This window comes from Pseudoalteromonas sp. TB25, assembly GCF_000497995.1.
GTDB classification, from domain to species: domain Bacteria; phylum Pseudomonadota; class Gammaproteobacteria; order Enterobacterales; family Alteromonadaceae; genus Pseudoalteromonas; species Pseudoalteromonas distincta.
In genome coordinates, this window is record NZ_AUTI01000387.1 from 1 (window position 1) to 1,731 (window position 1,731).

The following is a 1,731-nucleotide window of genomic DNA, read 5'->3' on the forward strand; positions in this document are numbered from 1 at the left end:
CCCCCTGTGTCAGGATAGTTGTCGCCTCTAACTTTTAATAGAGGCAGATAAAATGAGACGTCGATTTACACAAGAATTTAAAGTTCAAGCTGTTGAAAAAGCATTATCCCAATGTGATGATGTTCGCCTAGAAGATATTGCGCTTGATTTAGGCATCGGTTATTCAACCTTGCAACGATGGATCGCGCTTGCTAAAAACCATGAACTTGAAACTAAAAATAATGGTAGTCACATGACAACAGAAAAACGCCCTCATGACTGGAGCTTAGAAGAAAGGCTTAACGCCATTATTGAATGTGCGAGTTTAGATGAAGCAGCTCTTAATGAATATTGCCGTGCTAAGGGGCTTTACCCGCATCATATTAAACAATGGAAGCAAGATTTTGCTCAAGGGCCTTCAACGACGCCCGTAAAATCAGACAGTAAACAGCTCAAACAAGAAATTAAGCAGCTTCAAAAAGAGCTTAATCGTAAAGACAAAGCGTTAGCAGAAACAGCCGCCTTACTTGTACTCAAAAAAAAAGCAGATGCGCTTTGGGGTTTCAACGAGGACGATTAACCAGCTCAACTGAGCGTCATGAATTGATAAAGCTCATTACCGATGCGCAGGAATCAGGGGCAAGGCAAGAAAAAGCATGTGAGTTACTTGGTCTAACGGCAAGAACAATTCAACGCTGGATTGAAGCTGATGATATGACAGATAAGCGAACAAGTACGATAAAGCGACCACCTAACAGGCTAACTGAATTAGAACAACAGCGTATAATTAAGACTGTTAATTCAATAGAATATGGACATTTACCACCCAGTAAGATAGTCCCTAAACTATTGGATAAAGGTGTGTGGATAGCATCAGAAAGCTCGTTTTATCGCGTTATGAAATCACATAAATTATTAACACACAGAGAAAAAGTTAAACCAAATAAAAAGATAAAAAAGCCAAAAGCGCTCAAGGCAATACGTGTAAACGAAATTTATACATGGGATATCACGTATTTGCCAACAGCTGTTAAAGGTCAGTTTTTATACTTATATTTAGTGATGGATATTTATAGTCGAAAAATAGTTGGTTGGCAGGTTCATGACACACAACTAAGCACACTGGCGGCTGATTTAATGGTAGATATTTGCAGGCGAGAGCAGGTAAAGCCTGAGCAAGTCACGTTGCACTCGGATAATGGCAGTCCAATGAAAGGGGCAACGTTATTAGCGACATTGCAGGAGTTAGGTATTGTTCCTTCATTTAGCCGACCGTCTGTGAGTAATGATAATCCTTATTCTGAATCGCTATTTAAGACGTTAAAGTATCGCCCGGGATACCCTGAGAAAGCCTTTGAAAGCATGGGTAGCGCAAGAAAGTGGGTTAGCGGATTTGTTGATTGGTACAACGATGAGCACTTGCACAGCGGTATTAAATTTGTCACGCCAAACCAGCGTCATTTAGGATTAGATAAAGCGATACTAGCGAAACGTCATCAGATAAATGAAATGGCGAAATTACAGAACCCAATTCGTTGGTCAGGAAAGTCTCGAAATTGGACGATGATCAATGAAGTAAATTTAAATCCAGAGAAAAAAGAAGCAATGCGGGCGGCATAAAATTTACTTTGATGCGACAACTAACTTGAAAAACTCCGAAAAGCGCAGCGTCTCTTAACCTCTTTGTGAAAAAATTACTTTTTACGGGCTTTGTGCCCGTCACGCCAACAAGTTGTGCGTCTACAGGTTAAT

At 40.3% G+C, this 1,731-nt stretch carries 1 protein-coding gene; it reads left to right on the top strand.

Going from position 1 to position 1,731, the window contains the following annotated elements; translation table 11 throughout:
- Positions 1-52: 52 nt before the first annotated feature.
- Positions 53-1,599, top strand: a protein-coding gene (locus L652_RS0116910; protein ID WP_139015387.1) for an IS3 family transposase whose coding sequence is annotated in 2 segments (ribosomal slippage) — positions 53-512 and positions 512-1,599 — 1,548 coding nt in all. Because the reading frame shifts where the segments join, the coding sequence is not laid out codon by codon here.
- Positions 1,600-1,731 lie beyond the last annotated feature (132 nt).